The sequence below is a fragment of the Pseudomonas sp. B33.4 genome, assembly GCF_034555375.1.
GTDB lineage: Bacteria > Pseudomonadota > Gammaproteobacteria > Pseudomonadales > Pseudomonadaceae > Aquipseudomonas.
Genome location: NZ_CP140706.1, coordinates 83,921 through 102,657, shown reverse-complemented (window position 1 = coordinate 102,657; position 18,737 = coordinate 83,921). Strand labels below are relative to the sequence as shown.

General features: G+C 59.6%; 22 protein-coding genes. 12 read left to right on the top strand and 10 right to left on the bottom strand.

The features are described 5' to 3' along the window. The first annotated feature begins 12 nt into the window (after positions 1 to 12). Together U6037_RS00515 and U6037_RS00510 are read left to right on the top strand one after the other, a co-directional pair. The gene (locus U6037_RS00515; RefSeq protein ID WP_007911662.1) at positions 13 to 333 is read left to right on the top strand and encodes a DUF2388 domain-containing protein; all 321 of its coding nucleotides are present in this window, start codon (positions 13 to 15) and stop codon (positions 331 to 333) included. Then, positions 330 to 2,291, top strand: a complete 1,962-nt coding sequence (locus U6037_RS00510; RefSeq protein ID WP_322845448.1) for a DUF4105 domain-containing protein — start codon at positions 330 to 332, stop codon at positions 2,289 to 2,291. The genes U6037_RS00515 and U6037_RS00510 overlap by 4 nt, the downstream gene beginning before the upstream one ends. 46 nt (positions 2,292 to 2,337) lie before the next feature. Here the strand turns inward: U6037_RS00510 and U6037_RS00505 are convergent, their stop codons facing one another. The 3 genes from U6037_RS00505 to trpB all read right to left on the bottom strand — a co-directional run bounded on the left by U6037_RS00505 (position 2,338) and on the right by trpB (position 4,960). Beyond that, the gene (locus tag U6037_RS00505) at positions 2,338 to 2,793 is read right to left on the bottom strand and encodes an anti-virulence regulator CigR family protein (RefSeq protein ID WP_322845447.1); all 456 of its coding nucleotides are present in this window, start codon (positions 2,791 to 2,793) and stop codon (positions 2,338 to 2,340) included. A gap of 122 nt (positions 2,794 to 2,915) precedes the next feature. Beyond that, the gene (trpA, locus tag U6037_RS00500) at positions 2,916 to 3,728 is read right to left on the bottom strand and encodes a tryptophan synthase subunit alpha (protein WP_322845446.1); all 813 of its coding nucleotides are present in this window, start codon (positions 3,726 to 3,728) and stop codon (positions 2,916 to 2,918) included. Further along, complete coding sequence (gene trpB / locus U6037_RS00495; protein WP_141126104.1) at positions 3,728 to 4,960, bottom strand: tryptophan synthase subunit beta; 1,233 nt, start codon at positions 4,958 to 4,960, stop codon at positions 3,728 to 3,730. The genes trpA and trpB overlap by 1 nt, the downstream gene beginning before the upstream one ends. Positions 4,961 to 5,074: 114 nt before the next feature. On the opposite strand from trpB, the gene U6037_RS00490 reads away from it, so the two are divergent. After that, positions 5,075 to 5,992: a LysR family transcriptional regulator gene (locus tag U6037_RS00490; RefSeq protein WP_322845445.1), complete on the top strand. Its 918-nt coding sequence runs from the start codon at positions 5,075 to 5,077 to the stop codon at positions 5,990 to 5,992. Here U6037_RS00490 and U6037_RS00485 read toward each other — a convergent pair. Next, positions 5,965 to 6,291 (bottom strand): DUF883 family protein, encoded by a 327-nt coding sequence (locus tag U6037_RS00485; protein ID WP_007911686.1) that lies wholly within the window; start codon positions 6,289 to 6,291, stop codon positions 5,965 to 5,967. The two genes, U6037_RS00490 and U6037_RS00485, sit on opposite strands and share 28 nt — an antisense overlap. Before the next feature lie 157 nt (positions 6,292 to 6,448). Here U6037_RS00485 and U6037_RS00480 point away from each other — a divergent pair, with 157 nt between their 5' ends. Both U6037_RS00480 and U6037_RS00475 read left to right on the top strand, forming a co-directional pair. Continuing rightward, entirely contained in the window at positions 6,449 to 6,664 is a 216-nt protein-coding gene (locus tag U6037_RS00480; protein ID WP_007911688.1) for a dodecin, read from the top strand. A 127-nt stretch (positions 6,665 to 6,791) separates the two neighbouring features. Then, the gene (locus U6037_RS00475; protein ID WP_322845444.1) at positions 6,792 to 7,016 is read left to right on the top strand and encodes a DUF1161 domain-containing protein; all 225 of its coding nucleotides are present in this window, start codon (positions 6,792 to 6,794) and stop codon (positions 7,014 to 7,016) included. 259 nt (positions 7,017 to 7,275) lie between these two features. Here the strand turns inward: U6037_RS00475 and U6037_RS00470 are convergent, their stop codons facing one another. Further along, entirely contained in the window at positions 7,276 to 8,277 is a 1,002-nt protein-coding gene (locus tag U6037_RS00470) for an LLM class flavin-dependent oxidoreductase (protein WP_034152274.1), read from the bottom strand. A 242-nt stretch (positions 8,278 to 8,519) separates the two neighbouring features. On the opposite strand from U6037_RS00470, the gene U6037_RS00465 reads away from it, so the two are divergent. Next, a complete protein-coding gene (locus U6037_RS00465; RefSeq protein ID WP_322845443.1) occupies positions 8,520 to 8,951 on the top strand; it encodes an OsmC family protein in 432 nt (143 codons plus the stop codon). Positions 8,952 to 9,188: 237 nt separating this feature from the next. After that, positions 9,189 to 9,428, top strand: coding sequence for a DUF1161 domain-containing protein (locus U6037_RS00460; RefSeq protein ID WP_093429479.1), 240 nt, complete (start codon positions 9,189 to 9,191; stop codon positions 9,426 to 9,428). A gap of 6 nt (positions 9,429 to 9,434) precedes the next feature. Here U6037_RS00460 and U6037_RS00455 read toward each other — a convergent pair whose 3' ends face one another. Both U6037_RS00455 and U6037_RS00450 read right to left on the bottom strand, forming a co-directional pair. Then, a complete protein-coding gene (locus tag U6037_RS00455; RefSeq protein ID WP_322845442.1) occupies positions 9,435 to 9,854 on the bottom strand; it encodes a hypothetical protein in 420 nt (139 codons plus the stop codon). A 40-nt stretch (positions 9,855 to 9,894) separates the two neighbouring features. Further along, positions 9,895 to 10,317, bottom strand: coding sequence for a hypothetical protein (locus tag U6037_RS00450; protein ID WP_322845441.1), 423 nt, complete (start codon positions 10,315 to 10,317; stop codon positions 9,895 to 9,897). 59 nt (positions 10,318 to 10,376) lie between these two features. On the opposite strand from U6037_RS00450, the gene U6037_RS00445 reads away from it, so the two are divergent. Continuing rightward, positions 10,377 to 11,459 (top strand): aminopeptidase, encoded by a 1,083-nt coding sequence (locus U6037_RS00445; protein WP_322845440.1) that lies wholly within the window; start codon positions 10,377 to 10,379, stop codon positions 11,457 to 11,459. 93 nt (positions 11,460 to 11,552) lie between these two features. On the opposite strand, the gene U6037_RS00440 is transcribed toward U6037_RS00445, so the two are convergent. Beyond that, positions 11,553 to 12,203 carry an HAD family hydrolase gene (locus tag U6037_RS00440; protein ID WP_322845439.1) on the bottom strand — a complete coding sequence of 217 codons (651 nt, stop codon included), beginning with the start codon at positions 12,201 to 12,203 and terminating at the stop codon, positions 11,553 to 11,555. A 29-nt stretch (positions 12,204 to 12,232) separates the two neighbouring features. Continuing rightward, positions 12,233 to 12,778, bottom strand: coding sequence for a gamma carbonic anhydrase family protein (locus U6037_RS00435; RefSeq protein ID WP_322845438.1), 546 nt, complete (start codon positions 12,776 to 12,778; stop codon positions 12,233 to 12,235). An 88-nt stretch (positions 12,779 to 12,866) separates the two neighbouring features. On the opposite strand from U6037_RS00435, the gene prlC reads away from it, so the two are divergent. Both prlC and U6037_RS00425 read left to right on the top strand, forming a co-directional pair. Continuing rightward, positions 12,867 to 14,918, top strand: coding sequence for an oligopeptidase A (prlC, locus tag U6037_RS00430; protein WP_322845437.1), 2,052 nt, complete (start codon positions 12,867 to 12,869; stop codon positions 14,916 to 14,918). Then, on the top strand, positions 14,915 to 15,202 hold the full coding sequence (locus tag U6037_RS00425; protein WP_007911710.1) for a YheV family putative zinc ribbon protein: 288 nt from the start codon (positions 14,915 to 14,917) through the stop codon (positions 15,200 to 15,202). The genes prlC and U6037_RS00425 overlap by 4 nt, the downstream gene beginning before the upstream one ends. 47 nt (positions 15,203 to 15,249) lie before the next feature. On the opposite strand, the gene U6037_RS00420 is transcribed toward U6037_RS00425, so the two are convergent. Beyond that, the gene (locus U6037_RS00420) at positions 15,250 to 15,894 is read right to left on the bottom strand and encodes a tyrosine-protein phosphatase (protein ID WP_322845436.1); all 645 of its coding nucleotides are present in this window, start codon (positions 15,892 to 15,894) and stop codon (positions 15,250 to 15,252) included. Positions 15,895 to 16,197: 303 nt separating this feature from the next. On the opposite strand from U6037_RS00420, the gene U6037_RS00415 reads away from it, so the two are divergent. Together U6037_RS00415 and U6037_RS00410 are read left to right on the top strand one after the other, a co-directional pair. Further along, a complete protein-coding gene (locus U6037_RS00415) occupies positions 16,198 to 16,944 on the top strand; it encodes a gluconate 2-dehydrogenase subunit 3 family protein (protein WP_322845435.1) in 747 nt (248 codons plus the stop codon). A gap of 2 nt (positions 16,945 to 16,946) precedes the next feature. After that, a complete protein-coding gene (locus U6037_RS00410; protein ID WP_322845434.1) occupies positions 16,947 to 18,731 on the top strand; it encodes a GMC family oxidoreductase in 1,785 nt (594 codons plus the stop codon). Positions 18,732 to 18,737 lie beyond the last annotated feature (6 nt).

Below are 18,737 nucleotides of genomic sequence, written 5' to 3'. Positions count from 1 at the left end.
CGGAGTCGTTCCATGCGTAGCCCGCTGATTGCTGCCGCCCTTGGCCTGTTTTTGTTGGCCGATGTGGCCCAGGCGCACACCCTGGTAGCCACCAGTAACATCATCGTTCGTGCCTCCCAGCGCACCATCGATTTCACTTCCGATACCACCACGTCGATTCGCGACTCGAAAATCATCCGCGAAGCGCACGATGACGCCGCCAGTTTCGTCGCCACAAACGGCGATATCCGCGGCGCGCATCTGGAAGCAGCGCTGAACACCCTGCGCACTCGTGTGCCGGAAGCGCGTGACGCCAGCGATCAGGTACTCGCCGAAGCCATCCTCGCACTGTGAAGTCAATCGGCGCCTGGCTGCTGGCCGGGGCGTTGTTGCTACTTGGCAACAGCGCCCACGCCGGCCTGCAATTGCGGCTCAAGACCGACGGTCTGAGCCCCACCCAACAACAGGCCAGCCAGGCGCTGATCGATGAGGCGATGCAAAAGCTGCCGCCGAGTTTTATCGAGCGGCTGGACCGGCGCATTGATGTCGGCTGGACCGATGACATGCCCGGCAATGCCTATGGCCAGGCCACGCTGGTTTCCGAGCTCGATCTGAATCGCAAACTGCTCGCGGGCCTCACCGATGGCAGCGCGGCCAAAGAAAAAACCAATCGCCCCCACGGCACTGTGCGCCAGGAACTGCTCGCCACGGTGCTGCATGAGATCACCCACATTTACGACCGTGCGCGCTTGTGGCCGGACGCCGAGCGCACGCTGATCCAGCGCTGCACCCGACGATTCAACAGCGCCGGGCTGATCGGCATTCCCGACGAATGCCGTGGCCAGAATGGCCGGCGCTTCACCCTCAGCGATGATCCGCGCCTGCTCGACCTCGCTGGTTGGCAGCAATACGTCGGTCGTCGCGGTGAGCGCGAACAACACAATCGGCAGATCGCCCGCAGCCCGGACCTGTACGAAATCTCCAGTCCCAAGGAGTTCGTCGCGGTCAACATGGAGTATTTCCTCCTCGACCCGAGTTATGCCTGCCGCCGTCCTGCGTTGTACCGCTATTACCAGCAACACTTCGGCTGGGCGCCATCGGCCAAAGACTCTTGCAGCAAGACCTTCGCGTTTCTCAATGCCGGTAACGACTTTGCCAAGCAACCGTTAGGGCAAGTCGACCCGGAACGGGTCTATGCAGTCGACTACCTGCTGGCCGAGGCCAATCAGAACTGGGTCAGCCGCTGGGGCCACAGCATGTTGCGTCTGGTGATCTGCGCGCCGGGCCGCCCACGTGGCCCGGATTGCCGGCTCGATCTGGACCAGCATCTGGTGTTGTCCTACCGCGCCTTTGTCGGTGATGTGCAGCTGTCGAGCTGGGACGGACTGGTCGGCAAATACCCATCGCGCCTGTTCGTGTTGCCGCTGGCGCAGGTCATCGACGAATACACCAAGACCGAACTGCGCAGCCTCGCCTCCGTGCCACTGAACCTGTCCCGCGACGAGATCGAAGGCGTGGTCGAACACGCTGCCGAAATGCACTGGAGCTATGACGGCAACTACTTCTTCCTGTCCAACAACTGCGCGGTAGAAGGCCTGAAGCTATTGCGCAGCGGCAGCAACAACACGCAGTTCGTGGGCCTGGACAGCATCATGCCCAACGGCTTGCTGGAAGTGATGAAGGGCCGTGGTCTGGCGGACACCAGTGTGCTGGATGATCCGAAAGAAGCGTTGCGTCTGGGCTATCGCTTCGACTCGTTCCGCGATCGCTATCAGGCGATGTTCGATGTGCTGAAAAAGCAATTACCGATCAAGCAGAACACCGTCGAGGAATGGCTTTCGCTGACAGCCGAAGAACGCCGTGAGTGGTTCGAACGTGCAGATCTGCGCACCAGTGCCGCGCTGCTGTTGCTGGAGCAAGCCAGCTATCGCCGCCAATTGCTGCTGGCGCAGGACGAGGTCAAGCAGCGTTACCTCGGCGCTCGCGAGCTGGAAAACGGCGGCATGGACAAGGCCAACGCGACCTTGCAGGAAATTCTCGCCAACAGCGGGTTCCTCAGTCGCCCGGCGGAACTGCTCGATAGCCGTGGTTATGGATTGCCGCAACCGAGCGAGTTCAAGCGACTGGAAGACGAAAGCAGCCAACGACAGAAAAAGCTATTGGTGCTTTCCGGCGATCTGGACGCAGAAGTACGCAAGTTGCTGGAACCCAAGCGTGCTGCGGAGATTGCCGCCAGCGAGGAGAACGTGAAGCAGATTGGCGCGCATCTGCGCAAACTGCACAAGGCCTCCGGCGGACTGGAGCTGCCCTGAAAAAAGACCGCAGCCATTGGCTGCGGTCTTTTTTATTACCTGCAGATCAATTCAAGACGCCATCCAGAATCTCGTAAACGATCCCGGTGCCCACCGCGATCAGCACGATATCGCCTCCCGCCCGCCGCCATTCGTAGCCCGGATACACCGGCAAACGACCTAGCGCACGATTATCCAGACGCTCGCCGTAATAGCCGTGCGGCAACGGCCGGCCACGCTCCAGATGAATCCCCGGAGGCGGCGGTGCGCCGCGCACGAAGTAGCCATGGTTATCGCGAATGGTCTGGCGTACCGGGCCGAAGTCGCGCGGTGGCGGGCCGCCACGGTGATCGTTCTGCGGGCCACGGTGATCGTCGCGATGGTCATTACCATGGTTGTCGTACTGGCCCTGCTGCGGGCCGCCGTGGTCGTGATCATCGCGCTGATCGGCGCTGGCCAGCAGCGGTGTCGCACTGATCAACAGCACGCCCAGTCCGGCCATCAGACGTTTCGGCATTTTCATCGGGTCTTTCCTCACGGCACAAACAGCAAAAAGGGCCTCAGAACGATGTTCTGAAGCCCTCGGTCTTGCTCATTTAGTCTGTGCTTTAAGGTGCTAATTCCTCTGTATCAGGAACTTTACCTTCAGCTGACGCGGGCCTTACGTACGCCTTCGGAAAGTGCCGAGCACAGGCTCAGTACACCGTCGATGGCCTGGGCTGGCGTCGTTGCGTTGGCAATGTGATCGATCAACGCCGAACCCACCACAACACCGTCGGCCAGACGCGCGATGGCCGCTGCCTGCTCCGGCGTGCGAATACCAAAACCGATACTGATCGGCAGGTCGGTATGACGACGCAGACGGGTCACCGCCTCTTCGACGTGCTCCAGCGTTGCTGCACCAGCACCGGTCACACCGGCCACCGACACGTAGTAAACGAAGCCGGAGCTGCCATTGAGCACCTTCGGCAGACGCGCGTCGTCAGTGGTCGGCGTGGTCAGACGGATGAAGTCCAGACCGGCAGCCTGTGCCGGGTCGCACAGCTCGGCGTTGTGCTCAGGCGGCATGTCGACCACGATCAGGCCATCGACGCCGGCCTCTTTCGCATCAGCAATGAAGCGCGACACACCGTACATGTGAATCGGGTTGAAATAGCCCATCAACACCAGCGGCGTGTCGCTGTTGCCTTCACGGAACTCACGAACCATTTGCAGGGTTTTCAGCAGATTCTGCTTGGCACCCAGCGCGCGAATATTCGCCAGTTGAATCGCCGGACCATCGGCCATCGGGTCGGTAAACGGCATGCCCAGCTCGATTACGTCGGCGCCAGCACCCGGCAAGCCTTTGAGTATCGCCAGCGAGGTGTCGTAGTCCGGATCACCGGCGGTGACGAAGGTCACCAGCGCGGCGCGGTTCTGTTCTTTGAGGTCGGCAAAACGGCTTTGCAGGCGGCTCATCAGTGTTTCTCCTGCTGGGACTGTTCCATATGGTGCATGACGGTCTGCATATCTTTGTCGCCACGGCCCGACAGGTTAACCACCATCAGATGGTCCTTCGGCAGCTTCGGTGCGCGTTTGAAAACCTCAGCCAGAGCGTGAGCGCTTTCCAGGGCAGGAATGATCCCTTCCAGACGGCAGCATTTGTGGAACGCGTCGAGGGCTTCGTCGTCGGTCACCGAGGTGTACTGAACACGGCCGATGTCATGCAACCACGCGTGTTCCGGGCCGATGCCCGGATAGTCGAGGCCGGCGGAAATCGAGTGGGCGTCGATGATCTGGCCATCGTCGTCCTGCAGCAGGAAGGTGCGGTTGCCGTGCAACACACCCGGAACGCCACCATTCAGGCTCGCCGCATGCTTGCCGGTTTCAATGCCGTAACCGGCGGCTTCAACGCCGATGATTTCAACGCTCTTGTCGTCGAGGAACGGGTGGAACAGCCCCATGGCATTGGAACCGCCACCGATGCACGCCACCAGGCTGTCCGGCAGACGGCCTTCCTGCGCCTGCAACTGATCGCGGGTTTCCTTGCCGATCACGGCCTGGAAGTCGCGAACCATTGCTGGATAAGGGTGCGGGCCGGCCACAGTGCCGATCAGGTAGAAGGTGTTGTCGACGTTGGTCACCCAGTCACGCAGGGCTTCGTTCATCGCATCTTTCAGAGTGCCAGTGCCTGCCACGACCGGAATCACTTCAGCGCCCAGCAGCTTCATGCGGAATACGTTGGCCTGCTGACGTTCGATGTCAGTGGTGCCCATGTAGATCACGCAATCCAGGCCGAAACGCGCGGCGACGGTGGCAGTGGCCACGCCGTGCATGCCGGCGCCGGTCTCGGCGATGATGCGTTTCTTGCCCATGCGCCGCGCCAGCAGGATCTGGCCGATGCAGTTGTTGATCTTGTGCGCGCCGGTGTGGTTCAGCTCTTCGCGTTTGAGGTAGATCTTCGCGCCGCCGCAGAACTCGGTCAGGCGTTCAGCGAAATACAGCGGGCTCGGACGTCCGACGTAGTCGCGCTGGAAGTAGGCCAATTCTTCTTTGAATGCAGGATCTTCCTTGGCCGCTTCGTATTCACGGGCCAGATCGAGGATCAACGGCATCAGGGTTTCCGCCACGTAGCGGCCACCAAACGAGCCGAACAAGCCGTTATCGTCCGGGCCGTTGCGCAGATCAGAGGTGTTCGAAGTCTGGGTCATGAGTCGCTCCAGGTGAATTCGGGTGAAAAGACAATGACGACCACTCTACCCCTGACCTACTACGCTGAAAACCGATAAGATCGCCACAACCTGTCAGGAAAACTCACAGATACCATGAGCCATGACCTTCCCCCGTTGAATGCCTTGCGCGCGTTCGAAGCCACCGCCCGGCTGAACAGTGTCAGTCAAGCTGCCGAGCAGCTGCACGTTACCCATGGCGCGGTCAGTCGTCAGCTCAAGGTGCTGGAAGAGCACTTGGGAATCAGTTTGTTCGTCAAGGACGGGCGCGGCTTGAAACTCACAGGTGCCGGCATGCGTTTACGCGATGCCAGCGGTGAGGCGTTTGACCGGTTGCGCAGTGTTTGTGCCGAATTGACGCAAAGCACGGCGGATGCACCGTTTGTGCTGGGTTGCTCCGGAAGCCTGCTGGCACGCTGGTTTATTCCACGCTTGGGGCGATTGAATGCCGATCTGCCGGATTTGCGTCTGCACCTGTCGGCGGGAGAAGGCGATCTTGATCCCCGTCGCCCCGGACTGGATGCCTTGCTGCTATTCGCCGAGCCACCGTGGCCAGCAGACATGCAGGTCTACGAACTCGCCGCAGAACGCATCGGCCCAGTGATGAGTCCGCTGTTCAGCGGCTATCAGCGCCTGCAAACAGCGCCAGCCTCAGCGCTGCTCGATGAACCGCTGCTGCACACTACTTCCCGCCCACAAGCCTGGCCAAGCTGGACACAGCAAAACCACCTCGATGCCAAAGCATTGAAATTGGGGCAAGGTTTCGAGCATTTGTATTACTTGCTGGAAGCAGCAGTCGCAGGTCTGGGCGTAGCAATCGCGCCGGAGCCGCTGGTAACAGAAGATTTGAAGGCCGGTCGCCTGGTTGCGCCATGGGGCTTCTGTGAAACCCCGGCGCAACTGGCGTTGTGGCTACCCAAGCGCGCCGCAGACGGACGCGCTCGGCAACTGGCGCAATGGCTCAAGAATGAGCTGCGCCAGAGCGATCACTCGCCGCGCTTGAACAGCAAGTAAGCGGCGAGCAGACCGATTGCACCGACCGCGACACCGGCAGTCGTCCACGGATGTTCCTGCGCGTAGTCGCGGGTGGCGATCCCGGTTTCGCGGGTTTTCACTTTGACTTCTTCATAGGCATCGCTGAGCAAGTGACGTGAATGTTTCAGCGCACTTTCGGCATTGCTTTTCAGCGCCTTGAGGGTCTTGCGCGACTCGTCCGAAGCGTCGTCCTTCAAGCTTTCCAACGATTTGAGCAGACTCTCGATCTCGGCTTCCATGCTTTGCAACGAGGCTTTACGTAAAGAGGTGTTGGCCATGGTGGCTCTCCTGCATTGGTGATGAGTGGCGTGTGTTGGTTGGGACTTCAGCGGTTTGAGAAAGTGCAGAAAATCTGAACTTCGCTTGCGCGCCGCCACCGAAATCAACAGTGCAGATTCACTGCTAGTCTCAAATCCACACGCCAAGGAGATCGTTATGAGTGACCATCACACGTACAAGAAAGTCGAGCTGGTCGGTTCGTCCGCCAGCAGCATTGAAGATGCCATCAACAACGCGCTGGCCGAAGCCAACAAGAGCATCAAGCATCTTGAGTGGTTTGAAGTGGTCGACACCCGTGGCCACATCAAGGACGGCAAGGCTGCGCACTTTCAGGTAACGCTGAAAGTCGGCTTCCGCATTGCCAGCAGCTGAGTTTGGTCTAGTCTTCTGAACTTGCGCGCTGGCCGAGTGCCATAGGAATGGCAAAGCGCTACAGGGTGAGTGCATCGGGTGATCGCTCGATGCCCGCCTCTTTTAATCCGACCAGGGAGTGCGACCGATGAAGAAGTTCATGTTGGCAGTAGGTTTGTTGAGCCTTGCGGGTGGTGCGTTTGCTGCCGGTAAGCCATGTGAAGAGCTGAAAAGCGAGATTGCGGCGAAGCTGGATGCCAAGGGCGTTTCCGGGTATTCGCTGGAGATTGTTGATAAGGGTGCAGATGCAGGCGCCAAGGTCGTTGGCACCTGCGAAGCTGGCTCCAAGGAAATCGTCTACAAGCGCGGTTGAACGGGCCTGAAATGCAAAAGCCGACGTGAAGGCGTCGGCTTTTTTGTGTCCGGGATTTGAGATTTTTGTGGATTTGAAATCGAACCCCCTCACCCCAGCCCTCTCCCCCAAGGGGGGCGAGGGGGAGAGGGAGCAGATCGGGGGCTGTTCAGACCGTGAGTTCGACTCGATTTTTCAGTTCGATGTATCTCGAACATTCAACCCGGTCAGTCCCCTCTCCCTCCGGGAGAGGGCTAGGGTGAGGGTGCCTTTCGGCTTTTCAGCCCTTCATCACCTGCGCCAGCAACTCGTACGAATGCACCCGATCAGCATGCTCATACAGATCACTGGTGAAAATCAGCTCATCCGCCTGGGTCTGCTCAACCAGCACTTCCAGCTTGGCGCGGATCTTCTGCGGACTCCCCACCATCGCCAGCCCCAGGAAATCCCCCACTGCCTCACGCTCATGTGGCAGCCACAGGCCATCCATGGTTTTCACTGGCGGACGCTGCACCAGGCTTTGCCCGCGCATCAGCGCAAGAATGCGCTGATACACCGACGTCGCCAGATAGTCGGCTTGTTCATCGGTATCCGCCGCCACCAGCGGCACACCGAGCATCACATACGGCTTGTCGAGCACCGCCGAAGGCTTGAAGTGATTGCGATAGACGCGAATCGCCTCGTGCATGAAGCGCGGGGCGAAATGCGAGGCGAAGGCATACGGCAAACCGCGCTCACCGGCTAATTGCGCGCTGAACAGGCTGGAACCGAGCAGCCAGATCGGCACATTGGTGCCGGTGCCAGGCATCGCGATCACGCGCTGGTCCGGGGTACGCGGACCGAGGTAGCGCACCAGTTCGGCAACGTCTTCGGGGAAATCATCAGCGCTGCCGGAGCGCTCACGGCGCAAAGCACGCGCGGTCATTTGGTCAGAACCCGGTGCGCGGCCCAGGCCGAGGTCAATCCGCCCCGGATACAGGCTTTCCAGCGTGCCGAACTGCTCGGCGATCACCAGCGGCGCATGGTTGGGCAGCATTACGCCGCCAGAGCCGACACGAATGGTCGAAGTACCGCCGGCCAGATAACCGAGCAGCACAGACGTCGCCGAGCTGGCGATGCCGTCCATGTTGTGGTGTTCGGCCACCCAGAACCGCGTGTAGCCGAATTTCTCGACGTGCTGTGCCAGGTCCAGCGAATTGCGCAGCGACTGCGCCGGGCTGCCGTTCTCGCGCACCGGCACCAGATCGAGGGTGGAAAATTTTACGTCGGACAGTTGCTTCATAAACCTGCGTCTCCGAGTGAGGAGGCAGGTTTTTCTTGCGAACGAAAACCTGCCGAATTCATAAGCGTGTTTTGTGCAATGAGGGCATATACCCGAGTTTCAATAGCAGAGTCGAAATTTCCTACTAAAAAAGTCAACGATTCAACCGGGCTGAACTTTGTTCCGGCGTCTATCCTCAGAAGCCTTGCAAGCAAAAACCACGACGACGCGGCGTTTCCGCGCCAGAGACTGAGGAGGAAAACATGGCTATCGTGAAGAAAGCATCCGCACATTGGGCAGGTGATCTGAAAACCGGTATCGGCTCGATTTCCACCGAAACCGGCGTTCTCAGAGAAGCTCCGTACGGCTTCAAGGCGCGCTTTGAGGGCGGCAAGGGCACCAACCCGGAAGAATTGATCGGCGCGGCGCATGCCGGCTGTTTCTCCATGGCGTTTTCGATGATTCTTGGCGATGCGGGCTTGAAGGCTGACAGCATTGATACTCAGGCTGAAGTCACGCTCGATCAGGTAGAGGGCGGGTTCGCGATCACCGCGGTGAAACTGATCCTCAAGGCGAAAATCCCCGGGGCGACGCAGGCGCAGTTCGAAGAGCTGAGCAACAAGGCCAAGGAAGGGTGCCCGGTGTCGAAAGTGCTGAATGCGAAGATTACGCTTGAGGCTTCGCTGGTCAGCTGATTCTGTGTTGTCTGATCTGACACCTTCGCGAGCAAGCTCGCTCCCACAATGAACCTGTGCAGCAGGACCAATGTGGGAGCGAGCTTGCTCGCGAAGGCGATTTTGCAATCGACACAGGTCTGAAACCAAACATACAAGTTGTGAGCGAAGTCAGAACCCCCGCTGTAAAAATGTGGTCGAATAAATGACAGCAGCTTCAGCGCACACCCGTGCGCGCTGCCTCAGGGAGCTTCACTCATGAAACGTATTGGCTTGGCGATCCTCTGCAGTGCACTGGCCACCTCGGTAATTGCGGCACCCAAAGACTGCGAGGAACTGAAGAAAGAAATCGAAGTGAAGATTCAGGCCAAAGCCGTGCCCTCCTACACGCTGGAAATCGTCAGCAAGAAAGAGGCTGCAAAACACGATATCGCCATGGTTGTCGGCACTTGCGACTATGGTCGCAAGAAAATCATCTACCAGAAGAACGACAGCTGAGTCACCTCAGATAATGCAGTTGTAGTCGTAATCCTCGGCAACGATTTCGCGCTTGGCGTTGTAGAGCCGGGCACTCGGGGTGAACGCCAGCGAACGGCCCTCCAGCGTGTAACGCTGGCCGGCCTCGAAATGGTCGTAGCGGATGTACATGTAACACAACCGTTCCACCGGGCCGGTCATCAATGCACCACCACCGCCAAACACTTCGAAATCAAAGCGTACGCGCAGCTCATGACTGCCGGGCGTAACCTGGAAAAAACGCCCGTCGTCCAGGCGTTGATTATCCAGCCGTTCGGCCATCAACAGCTTGCCGCCCGGGGTGGGTGTTGAGAAGTCGACCCAGGCCATGTGCGGATCGACCGGTGGCAACGGCGTCTGACAACCGGCCACAAGACTGGCAACGAGCAACAACAGCAACGGGCGCATGATGGATATCCACAGATCTGAATATTCAGCATAGCGCCGATCAGCTGCTCTGACAGCCTGCCGGCGTGCCTTGGCCTACCACTCTGCGCTGCTCGTCATAGAGCTTCGCCCATGGCCGAAAACCAATGCTGCCAGCCTGCAACTGATAACGCTGGCCGGCATTGAAGTCCTTGAATTTCACGTTCAATTGGCAATCGCGCCACAACGGCTCAGCGTCAGGACCGATGTTGGTCGCTGCCACCGGAAACTGATAACGCACCCTCAGTTCATGGCTGCCGGGCTGCACTTCGAAATAGCGTTTGTCGTCGCTCACGCTGCTATCGACCTTTAGCGCTTGCAACGTCGTGTCCTGTTGCCGGGCATCAAGCTCGATCCAGGCTTGCGAAGGGTCGGGGTCGGGCATTCCGAAATTGGCACAACCGGCCAGCGTCAGCAGGCCTCCTGACAGCATCAATATGCGCATAGCGGTGCTCCTTAAGGCGGGATAGTCTTGCGGGCAGACTCTCCGGGGGATTTCTTATTTTGAGCAGGCCGTTTCCAAGCCTTGGGTTACTTGATCGCGTTTTTCGGGTTTTGTTTCCAGGTGTGTTGTTTTTGTTGCTCAACGGTTGCGCCAGCGTCAGCTATTACGGGCAGCTGGCTAGCGGCCAGTTGCAATTGCTGCGGGCGCGCGAGCCGGTGGAAAAAGTCATTGCCGACCCGAGCCGCGACGCGACACTACGCAAGCACTTGGCGCAATCGCAGAAGGCCCGCGCTTTTGCCAGCGAGCATCTGCACCTGCCGGACAACCAGAGCTATCGCCTGTACGCCGACATCGGCCGGCCGTTTGTGGTGTGGAATGTATTCGCCACTTCAGAGTTCTCCCTGACGCCGCAAAACCATTGCTTCCCGATTGCCGGGTGTGTGGCCTATCGCGGTTACTACAGCCAGAGCGCCGCGCGCGGTGAGGCGGCAATCCAGCGATTGCAGGGCATGGATGTATCGATTGGCGGCGTCGAGGCCTATTCGACGCTCGGCTGGTTCAATGACCCGATCATCAACACAATGATGGGCTGGGGCGATGAACGCCTGGCCACGCTGATCTTTCATGAACTGGCGCACCAACGCTTCTATGTAAAGGACGACACAGAATTCAACGAGTCCTTCGCCACGTTTGTCGAGCAGGAAGGCACGCGGCAGTGGCGAGCGTTTCGCGGGTTGTCGGCGGATACCGATTCACGGTTGCAGCAGCGTGATCAGTTTATTGGGTTGGTACTCCAGACCCGCTCACGGCTGGAAAAGCTTTACGCGCAGCCATTGCCGATTGAGCAGATGCGCGAACGCAAAGCGGCGGAGTTCGAGCAGTTTCGCCGGGATTATCGGGTGATGAGGGACAGTCAGTGGGCTGGAGACAAGCGCTATGACGGCTGGGTGAATGCGCCGCTGAACAACGCGCGGTTGCTGCCGTTTGGACTGTATGACCAGTGGGTGCCGGCGTTTGCGGCGTTGTTCAAAAAGGTCGGGGGGGATTGGGGGAGGTTTTATGCTGAGGTTGAGCGGTTGGGTGGGTTGCCGGTGGCTGAGCGTAAGGCGGCACTGAAAGCACTGGAACAACCTGGGACCTAACAGGCCCCTTCGCGAGCAGGCTCGCTCCCACAGGGGATTTGCGCCGTATACAAATCCAGTGTGGGAGCGAGCCTGCTCGCGAAAGCTATTTCATCAGCGCCGCAGAAACGCCTGATGCAACGCGTCCAGCGTTTCAAAGTGATAAGCCGGCGCCTCGGCATTCAACTCTTCAAAACTGCCAAACCCATAACCGACCGCCGCCGCATCCAGCCCGTTGCTGCGCGCCCCGATCAGGTCATGCTTGCGATCGCCGATCATCAGCGTGTTCGCCGGATCCAGCCCTTCTTCTTTCATCAGATGCGCAATCAACTCGACCTTGTTGGTCCGCGTGCCATCCAGCTCGCTGCCGTAGATCACCTTGAAATGCCGGGCGAAATCAAAATGCCGGGCAATCTCGCGGGCAAATTCCCACGGCTTCGAAGTGGCGATATACAGCTGCCGCCCTTGCCCGCTCAAGGTTTCCAGCAACGGCGTAACGCCGTCGAACATACGGTTTTCATACAGGCCGGTGACCTTGAAACGCTCGCGATAGAAATTCACCGCCTGCCATGCCTTGGCTTCATCAAAATCGTAGAACTGCATGAACGCCTGCAACAGCGGCGGGCCGATGAAGTGTTCGAGTTTGGTCAGGTCTGGCTCATCAATACCGAGTTTGGCGAGGGCAAACTGGATGGATCGGGTGATGCCCTCCCGCGGGTCGGTCAGGGTGCCATCGAGGTCGAACAGTACGGTTTGGTAATGCATGGGAAGTCCTGAGCAGTCGCAAATTCGATTCAGAGTGTGTCGTAGCCTTCGGCCAGATGCAGATCCTTGAGTTTCACGTAGTTCGCCGCGCTGTAGGTGAAGAAGGCTTTTTCCTTGTCGGTGAGCGGACGCACCTGCTTCACCGGGCTACCCACATAGAGGAAGCCACTTTGAAGACGCTTGCCCGGCGGCACCAGGCTGCCGGCGCCGATGATCACATCGTCCTCGACCACCGCACCGTCCATGACAATGCTGCCCATGCCGATCAACACGCGACTGCCAACGCTGCAGCCGTGCAACATGACTTTGTGGGCGATGGTCACGTCATCGCCGATCAGCAGCGGGAAACCGTCCGGGTTGAACGGGCCGGCGTGGGTGATGTGCAGCACGCAGCCGTCTTGCACGCTGGTGCGCGCACCGATGCGAATGCGGTGCATGTCGCCGCGGATCACGGTCAGCGGCCATACGGAGCTGTCTTCGCCGATTTCGACGTCGCCGATAACCACCGCCGAGCCGTCGACAAACGCGCCTTTGCTCAAGCGCGGGGTGTGATTCTGGTACTTGCGAACGGACACGATAATTTCTCTCTCTGTCGCCGATAGCTGCGGTGAATGCCGATTGTAATTAAGATGGGGCAATGTTTCCCCAGCCAAGGTGCCAACCGTGAGCGTGAACAACCCTCTGCTGCAGTCCTATGACCTGCCACCGTTCTCCACGATCCGTGCCGAACACGTCCTGCCCGCCATCGAAACGATCCTGGCCGACAACCGCGCCGCCATTGCCGAAATCCTCAAGACTCAGGTTCAGAACCCGACCTGGGCCGGCCTGGTATTGGCGATGGACGAACTCAATGATCGCCTCGGCGCTGCCTGGAGCCCGGTCAGCCACCTCAATGCCGTGTGCAACAGTGCCGAACTGCGCGAAGCCTACGAGTCGTGCCTGCCAGCCTTGAGCGCCTACTCCACCGAGATGGGCCAGAACCGCGAGCTGTTCCAGGCTTATGAAGCACTGGCCAACAGCCCGGAAGCCGGCGGTTTCGACGTGGCGCAAAAGACTATTCTGGAACACGCCCTGCGCGACTTCCGTCTGTCGGGTATCGACTTGCCGGAAGCCGAACAGAAACGCTACGCCGAAGTGCAAAGCAAACTGTCCGAGCTGGGCAGCCGCTTCTCCAATCAACTGCTCGACGCCACTCAGGCGTGGACCAAACACGTCAGCGACGAAGCCGACCTCGCCGGCCTGACCGACTCGGCCAAGGCGCAAATGGCGGCCGCCGCACAGGCCAAAGGCCTCGATGGCTGGCTGATCACTCTGGAATTCCCGAGCTACTACGCGGTGATGACCTACGCGCAAGACCGCACACTGCGTGAAGAAGTCTACGCCGCCTACTGCACCCGCGCCTCGGATCAAGGCCCGAACGCCGGCCAGAACGACAACGGCCCGGTGATGGAAGAGATCCTCGACCTGCGTCGGGAACTGGCCAGACTGTTGGGCTTTGCCAGCTTCTCCGAGCTTAGCCTGGCCACGAAAATGGCTGAATCCAGCGATCAGGTGCTGAGCTTCCTCCGTGATCTGGCCAAGCGCAGCAAGCCGTTCGCCGCCCAGGATCTGCAACAGCTGCGCGCTTACGCCGCCGAACAGGGCTGCGCCGATCTGCAAAGCTGGGACAGCGGTTTCTACGGCGAGAAGCTGCGTGAACAACGTTACAGCGTTGCTCAGGAAACCCTGCGCGCCTACTTTCCGATCGACAAAGTGCTGGGCGGTCTGTTTGCCATTGTTCAGCGTCTGTACGGCATCGAAATCGCCGAACAGAAAGGCTTCGACACCTGGCACTCGGACGTTCGCCTGTTCGAGATCCAGGAAAACGGCCAGCACGTCGGCCGCTTCTTCTTCGACCTCTACGCCCGCGCCAACAAGCGTGGCGGTGCCTGGATGGACGGCGCCCGTGACCGTCGCCGCACCGTCGACGGCGTGCTGCAAAGCCCGGTGGCCAATCTGGTGTGCAACTTCACCCCGGCCGACAGCGGCAAGCCTGCGCTGCTGACCCACGATGAAGTGACCACGCTGTTCCACGAGTTCGGTCATGGCCTGCATCACCTGCTGACCCGCGTTGATCACGCCGGTGTTTCCGGCATCAACGGCGTGGCGTGGGACGCGGTCGAGCTGCCAAGCCAATTCATGGAAAACTGGTGCTGGGAACCGGAAGGTCTCGCGCTGATTTCCGGTCATTACGAAAGCGGCGAGCCGCTGCCGCAGGACCTGCTGGAAAAAATGCTCGCGGCGAAAAACTTCCAGTCCGGCCTGATGATGGTCCGTCAGCTGGAGTTCTCGCTGTTCGACTTCGAACTGCACGCCACCCACGGTGATGGTCGCAGCGTTGCGCAGGTGCTCGAAGGCGTGCGTGACGAAGTTTCTGTCATGCGCCCACCGGCCTACAACCGCTTCCCCAACAGCTTCGCGCACATCTTCGCCGGCGGTTACGCGGCGGGTTACTACAGCTACAAGTGGGCTGAAGTGCTGTCGGCCGATGCCTTCTCGAAATTCGAAGAAGACGGCGTGCTCAACGCAGAAACCGGTCGCGCCTTCCGTGAAGCGATTCTGGCGCGCGGCGGTTCGCAGGCACCGATGGTGCTGTTCGTCGACTTCCGTGGCCGTGAGCCGTCGATTGACGCACTGTTGCGCCACAGCGGCCTGGGTGAGGACGCGGCAGCATGAGTGAGGCGCCTGTGATTACCAAGAAACGCTTTATCGCCGGGGCTGTGTGCCCGGCATGCAGCGAGCCGGACAAGTTGATGATGTGGAACGAAGACAGCGTGCCGCATCGTGAGTGTGTGGCTTGCGGTTACTCCGACACGCTCAACGAGCAAGGGCTGTCGGTGCCGAAAGAGCTGGGCACGCGGGTCAACACCAGCGCGCTGAACAAACCTGCACCAGACAAAACCGTGCAGGCAGTGCAGTTCTTCCCGAATCCGAAGCTGAAGAAAAAGTCCGAAGACTGAGTCGTTGCTGAAAACCTTCCACGACGCAATGTCGTGGAAGGTCGCGACTACTTCAGATTGACCGACTGAAACCAGCTTTTCATCGAGCAGGTAGCGAACGCGCTGGTGCTGCAATCACCATTGGCCAGCGCCGTGCGCAGCTTGTCGACATCGGCCTGCATCACGTAACGCACGCTGTCGCGAAAGTGCCCACTCTCACCAAAACCACCCTGGGTCATCTCGCTCAAGGCATCTTCTTTGCTCCAGCCCTGCACCACCACCCGATACATCGCAGCCATCAGGCCGGTGCGGTCGGAGCCGTGTTTGCAATGCATCAACACCGGACCGTTGGCTTCGGCGGACTGAATCGCGCGCAGTGTCTTGAGCACATCGGCGTCATCGACATGGTTGGTGCGGTAAGGCAATTGCACTTGGTTGATGCCCGGTTCGGACAACCAGCTGCTGTCCGCTTCCGGAAGGAAGTCGATCACCGTGGCGACTTTGAGATTTTTCAGCAAAGGTACTGCGCCGCCATCGGGCAAGGCGCTGCGATAGAGCGTCGGCGACATCTGGAACAGGTTGTATTGCACTTCGACCGGTTGCGCCCAATCAGTGGGCCGGGCTGTCGCTGGCGTCGCAGCGTGGGCCGGCAGCCAGTACAACAGCGCTAGAAACGATAAACACAAAGCAGGGAAAAAACGCACTCGGGACATGCTGGGGTGACCGTTTCGGGATTCATCAATGAGGGAAACGCAGCTTCGGCGTTACGCGGTCAAAGCCCTGTGAGGCGCCTGTCAAAGAATCGTGAATCCACACGCTTTCAACCATTGCAGTTAAGAAAACCGGTCTTTTTTCCGCTGAATCGGTTCATCCGGAAGCTTAGCCTGCTACCATTTGTCACATCATGTTGCAGACGCGTCCCCATTTTTGGGGGCAGACCGGATCCGTCTCAACGAAAAATCCTCAAGCCGTTCGCAGAAACGGCTGTCCCCTAATGCCTGATGAGGTGCACCCCCATGTCTGATGAAGATCGAGACAACCCGCGGCGTGAGTTTTTGCGCAAATCCCTGACCCTGATTCCGGTGGTCACCCTGGCTGGCACCAGCCTGGGCAGCAGCGTCCTGCAAGCAGCACCCGAAGCCGCGCCTGCGGCACCGGTCGCGCAACCCGCTCGCGCTGAAGCCGGCGTGTATCAGCCGAACTACTTCACCGCCGAAGAATGGGCGTTCATCAATGCCGCCGTCGCGCAGTTGATCCCCAACGATGCCCAAGGCCCGGGTGCGCTCGAAGCCGGCGTGCCGGAATACATCGACCGGCAGATGAACACGCCGTACGCCGCCGGTGCCCTTTGGTACATGCAAGGCCCGTTCAATGCCGACGCCGCACCCGAGATGGGTTGGCAGAGCAAACTGGTGCCCAAAGAGATCTATCGCCTCGGCATCGCCGCCACGGATCAGTGGGCAAAATCCCTCAACGGTAAAGTATTTGCTGAGCAAGACAGCGCTACCCGAGACGATTTGCTCAAGCAACTCGAAGCCGGCAAACCGCAATTCGACGCGGTTCCGGCGAAGATTTTCTTCAACCTGCTGCTGCAAAACACCAAGGAAGGGTTCTTCTGCGACCCGATCCACGGTGGCAACAAAGGCATGGTCGGCTGGACCATGATCGGCTTCCCCGGCGCCCGCGCCGATTTCATGGATTGGGTGGAACGCAACGAGCAATACCCCTTCCCGGCAGTTTCGATTCGCGGCGAGAGGGCGTAAGCATGGCAACGGTAATGAAGAAGGTTGACGCAGTCATCGTCGGTTTCGGCTGGACGGGCGCGATCATGGCCAAGGAGCTGACCGAAGCGGGTCTTAACGTGCTGGCGCTGGAGCGCGGGCCGATGCAGGACACCTACCCCGACGGCAACTATCCGCAGGTGATCGACGAGCTCACCTACAGCGTGCGCAAAAAACTCTTTCAGGACATCTCCAAAGAGACCGTGACCATTCGCCACAGCGTCAACGACATTGCTCTGCCGAACCGCCAGTTGGGCGCGTTCCTGCCGGGCAACGGCGTCGGTGGTGCTGGCCTGCACTGGTCGGGCGTGCACTTTCGGGTCGACCCGATCGAGTTGCGCATGCGCAGCCACTACGAAGAGCGCTACGGCAAAAGCTTCATCCCCAAGGACATGACCATCCAGGACTTCGGCGTCAGCTATGAAGAGCTGGAGCCGTTCTTCGATTTCGCTGAAAAAGTCTTCGGGACTTCGGGTCAGGCCTGGACGGTGAAAGGTCAATTGGTCGGTCAGGGCAAGGGCGGCAACCCGTACGCACCGGATCGCTCCAACCCGTTCCCGCTGGAAGCGCAGAAGAACACCGTGTCCGCACAGCTGTTCGGCAAAGCGGCAACAGAGGTCGGTTACAAACCCTACAACCTGCCTTCGGCAAACACCTCCGGGCCGTACACCAACCCTTACGGCGCACAGATGGGCCCGTGCAACTTCTGCGGTTTCTGCAGCGGTTATGTCTGCTACATGTATTCCAAGGCTTCGCCAAACGTGAACATTCTGCCGGCGTTGAAACCGCTGCCGAATTTCGAGTTGCGCGCCAACGCCCACGTGCTGCGCATCAACCTCGACAGTACGAAAAGCAAAGCCACTGGCGTCACCTACATCGACGCTCAGGGCCGCGAGATCGAGCAACCGGCGGATCTGGTGATCCTCGGCGCGTTTCAGTTGCACAACGTGCGCTTGATGCTGCTCTCCGGGATCGGCAAGCCATACGACCCGATCACGGGCAAAGGCGTGGTCGGGCGTAACTTCGCCTACCAGAACATGGCGACCATCAAGGCGTTCTTCGACAAGGACACCCACACCAACAACTTCATCGGCGCCGGCGGCAACGGTGTGGCGCTGGACGATTTCAACGCCGACAACTTCGACCACGGCCCGCACGGCTTCGTCGGTGGCTCGCCGATGTGGGTCAATCAGGCCGGCAGCCGGCCGATTGCCGGCACCTCGAACCCGCCGGGCACCCCGGCGTGGGGCAGTGACTGGAAACGTGCGACCGCCGATTACTACACCCACCAGGTATCGATGGACGCCCACGGCGCGCATCAGTCCTACCGTGGCAACTACCTCGATCTCGATCCGGTGTACCGCGACGCTTACGGTTTGCCGTTGCTGCGAATGACCTTCGACTGGCAGGAAAACGACATCAAGATGAACCGCTTCATGGTCGAGAAAATGGGCAAGGTCGCCGAAGCGATGGGCCCGAAAGCCATCGCGGTGATCGGCAAGAAAGTCGGCGACCACTTCAACACCGCGTCATACCAGACCACCCACCTCAACGGTGGCGCGATCATGGGCACCGATCCGAAGAAGAGCGCGCTGAACCGCTACTTGCAGAGCTGGGACGTGCACAACGTCTTCGTTCCGGGCGCCTCGGCGTTCCCGCAAGGCCTCGGTTACAACCCGACCGGGCTGGTTGCGGCACTGACCTATTGGTCGGCGAAGGCGATCCGCGAGCAATACCTGAAAAACCCCGGCCCGCTGGTTCAGGCTTAAGGAGCG

What these genes read in the sequence shown, in the direction of transcription:
- U6037_RS00460 (WP_093429479.1), top strand. Translation starts at nt 9,189, where the DNA reads ATGAAACGTATTGGCTTGGCGATCCTCTGCAGTGCACTGGCCACCTCG.
- trpB (WP_141126104.1), bottom strand. Translation starts at nt 4,960, where the DNA reads ATGACCCAGACTTCGAACACCTCTGATCTGCGCAACGGCCCGGACGAT.
- U6037_RS00410 (WP_322845434.1), top strand. Translation starts at nt 16,947, where the DNA reads ATGGCAACGGTAATGAAGAAGGTTGACGCAGTCATCGTCGGTTTCGGC.
- U6037_RS00475 (WP_322845444.1), top strand. Translation starts at nt 6,792, where the DNA reads ATGAAGAAGTTCATGTTGGCAGTAGGTTTGTTGAGCCTTGCGGGTGGT.
- U6037_RS00465 (WP_322845443.1), top strand. Translation starts at nt 8,520, where the DNA reads ATGGCTATCGTGAAGAAAGCATCCGCACATTGGGCAGGTGATCTGAAA.
- U6037_RS00450 (WP_322845441.1), bottom strand. Translation starts at nt 10,317, where the DNA reads ATGCGCATATTGATGCTGTCAGGAGGCCTGCTGACGCTGGCCGGTTGT.
- U6037_RS00420 (WP_322845436.1), bottom strand. Translation starts at nt 15,894, where the DNA reads ATGTCCCGAGTGCGTTTTTTCCCTGCTTTGTGTTTATCGTTTCTAGCG.
- U6037_RS00415 (WP_322845435.1), top strand. Translation starts at nt 16,198, where the DNA reads ATGTCTGATGAAGATCGAGACAACCCGCGGCGTGAGTTTTTGCGCAAA.
- U6037_RS00490 (WP_322845445.1), top strand. Translation starts at nt 5,075, where the DNA reads ATGAGCCATGACCTTCCCCCGTTGAATGCCTTGCGCGCGTTCGAAGCC.
- U6037_RS00480 (WP_007911688.1), top strand. Translation starts at nt 6,449, where the DNA reads ATGAGTGACCATCACACGTACAAGAAAGTCGAGCTGGTCGGTTCGTCC.
- U6037_RS00470 (WP_034152274.1), bottom strand. Translation starts at nt 8,277, where the DNA reads ATGAAGCAACTGTCCGACGTAAAATTTTCCACCCTCGATCTGGTGCCG.
- U6037_RS00425 (WP_007911710.1), top strand. Translation starts at nt 14,915, where the DNA reads ATGAGTGAGGCGCCTGTGATTACCAAGAAACGCTTTATCGCCGGGGCT.
- trpA (WP_322845446.1), bottom strand. Translation starts at nt 3,728, where the DNA reads ATGAGCCGCCTGCAAAGCCGTTTTGCCGACCTCAAAGAACAGAACCGC.
- U6037_RS00455 (WP_322845442.1), bottom strand. Translation starts at nt 9,854, where the DNA reads ATGCGCCCGTTGCTGTTGTTGCTCGTTGCCAGTCTTGTGGCCGGTTGT.
- U6037_RS00505 (WP_322845447.1), bottom strand. Translation starts at nt 2,793, where the DNA reads ATGAAAATGCCGAAACGTCTGATGGCCGGACTGGGCGTGCTGTTGATC.
- U6037_RS00485 (WP_007911686.1), bottom strand. Translation starts at nt 6,291, where the DNA reads ATGGCCAACACCTCTTTACGTAAAGCCTCGTTGCAAAGCATGGAAGCC.
- U6037_RS00515 (WP_007911662.1), top strand. Translation starts at nt 13, where the DNA reads ATGCGTAGCCCGCTGATTGCTGCCGCCCTTGGCCTGTTTTTGTTGGCC.
- U6037_RS00440 (WP_322845439.1), bottom strand. Translation starts at nt 12,203, where the DNA reads ATGCATTACCAAACCGTACTGTTCGACCTCGATGGCACCCTGACCGAC.